The following is a 2,106-nucleotide window of genomic DNA, read 5'->3' as shown; positions in this document are numbered from 1 at the left end:
CACGCGGCCTGCGCCGCGCGCGGCCCGTCCCTCGCGGGGCCCCCGTCGAGCCCGGGACCGGGCCGCTGCGACCGGACCGGCCTCAGCCGATCTGGTCGTAGTCGTGGTAGCCGTAGAACTCCGGGGCCCAGACTTCCGGCCACGGCGTGGTCGTGCTGCCGCAGGCGCCCAGGACCACCGCGGAACGCCGCCCGGTGTCCCGGATGCACTGCCCGGTGCTCGCCTCGACGAGCTCCCAGCGGTTCGGGTACTGCGGCGTGCCCCGGTGGTTCCAGGTGAAGGTGGAGCAGCCCCAGCCGTTCCGCAGGTTCAGCGGGGTGCCCGGTGCCGTGCTCCCGCCCTGCGTGCCCAGGCAGTAGACGCCGAAGGCCCCGACGGTGAAGGTGTCGCCGCCCGTGCGCTGGAACGTGAACATCTGGTGGAGCCCGGTCTTGCAGTCGAAGGTCTGGATGACCTTGCCGTCCGCGGGCGCGCCGCCGCCCTGCATGTCCAGGCACTTCCAGCTGACGGCCGCGTGCAGCTGGTAGAGGGCGGCGTTGTGGAAGTTCGTGGTGTAGACGATCCCGGGGTTCTCCGCCGCCTGCGCCGACGACAGCGGCACCACCAGGGCGAGCAGTCCCGTCAGGGCGGCCATGATTGCGGCCCTGCCGAGGCGGGTTGACTTTCGAGCCACGCGTTCTCTCCTGTCCGAGGACGGCCTTGACCCGACGAAGCTACCGAGATCAACTGAGTACCCGGAACCCACCCGTTCAGGGGGGTGTGTTCACGGCGGAGGCAGTGGTGGGTGGGGGCTCGGGGCTTCAGCGCGCGCGACGGTTCATGATGCTGGCCACCGGCCTGTACCGGGCCAGCCACCTCAGCGCCGGCCTCACCTCCGTGGCCCGCCACACCCCCGGATCGGCGGCCGCCTGGGCGGTCCTCGCCACGGCCGCCGCCCTCAGCCTGCTGCTGTACGGGACCGCGCACGCCCGGGGCCGGATGGACCGCCGCTGGGTGTGGGCCGACGTCCTCGTCACCGGCTGCGCCCTGCCGTGGCTGGCGCTGCGGGCGATGGGCGCCCCGGCCGTGGACCAGAGCGGCTGGCTGCTGTTGCTGGGCGGTTCGGCGAGCTCGGCCGCCGCCGTCGGCCTCGGTCTGCGCGGCGCGGGCGCCTGCGTCCTGCTGCTGCTCGCCACCTCGCTCGCGCTCCACCTCGTCGTGGCGGGCTCCCGTTCCGCGGAACTCCTCGGCCACGTCAACGCGGTGCTCTCCTCCGCCGTCATGGCCTGGGTGTTCTGGTGGTACCTCAGGCGCCAGGGCTCCCTCCTGGACGCCGCCCGCGAACAGGCCGTCGCCGCCGAGGCCCGGCGGGTCCGCCAGGCCGAACGGATGGCCCACCACGCCGCCCTGCACGACACGGTGCTCGCCACCCTCACCACCATCGCCGCCGGACGGGTGGACGCCAACGCCCCGCCGGTGCGGGAGCGCTGCGCCCGGGAGGCCGCCTACCTGCGCCGGCTCATCCAGCGGGACGAGGCCCTGCACCCGGCCGGCCCGCCCGCCGGCGGGAGCGCCGACGGGACCGCGCCCACCGGCGCGGCCCTGGAGGCGGCCGTCCGCTCCGCGGAATGCCTGGGCCTGAAGGTCACCGCCCAGTACCAGGCGCTCCCCGCCGTGCCCCGGGACGTCGCCGACGCGCTGGCGGCCGCCGTCGGCGAGGCCCTGAACAACGTGCGCGGCCACGCCGGCACCGGCCGTGCCTACCTCACCGCCGTCGGCGAGGGCCGCGGCGTGGCGGTCACGGTGGTGGACCGGGGAGCGGGCTTCGACCCCCGCGCCGCGGCCCGCGGCGCGGGCACCGGCCTGCGGCGCTCGGTCCACGCCCGGATGGCCGCCATCGGCGGGAGCGCCGAAGTGGAGAGCGCCCCCGGCGAGGGGACCCGGATCGCCCTGCGCTGGCCCGCGTGATCACCGTCGCCGCGGTCGACGACGACCGGATGCTGCTGGACGGGCTGCGCTCCTGGCTCGCCGGGGCCCCGGGGCTGCGCCTGGTCGCGGCCGTCGCCACGGTGGACGCCCTGCTCGCGGCGGGCCCGGGGCCCGCCGCCGACGTGGTCCTGCTCGACC

General features: G+C 76.1%; 2 protein-coding genes. One reads left to right on the top strand and one right to left on the bottom strand.

What is annotated here, in order from left to right; all coding sequences use genetic code 11:
- Positions 1 to 82: 82 nt before the first annotated feature.
- Positions 83 to 673: an RICIN domain-containing protein gene (locus tag ACFVXK_RS38340; RefSeq protein WP_389621952.1), complete on the bottom strand. Its 591-nt coding sequence runs from the start codon at positions 671 to 673 to the stop codon at positions 83 to 85.
- 146 nt (positions 674 to 819) lie between these two features.
- Between ACFVXK_RS38340 and ACFVXK_RS38335 the strand changes: the two genes are divergently transcribed.
- A complete protein-coding gene (locus ACFVXK_RS38335) occupies positions 820 to 1,947 on the top strand; it encodes a sensor histidine kinase (protein ID WP_389621949.1) in 1,128 nt (375 codons plus the stop codon).
- Positions 1,948 to 2,106: the final 159 nt, after the last annotated feature.

The organism is Streptomyces sp. NPDC058157 (genome assembly GCF_042884105.1).
In the GTDB taxonomy this organism is placed as follows: Bacteria; Actinomycetota; Actinomycetes; order Streptomycetales; family Streptomycetaceae; genus Streptomyces.
The sequence above is the reverse complement of the archived record's forward strand: the minus strand, read 5'-3'. Positions and strand labels throughout refer to the sequence as shown.

What these genes read in the sequence shown, in the direction of transcription:
- ACFVXK_RS38335 (WP_389621949.1), top strand. Translation starts at nt 820, where the DNA reads ATGATGCTGGCCACCGGCCTGTACCGGGCCAGCCACCTCAGCGCCGGC.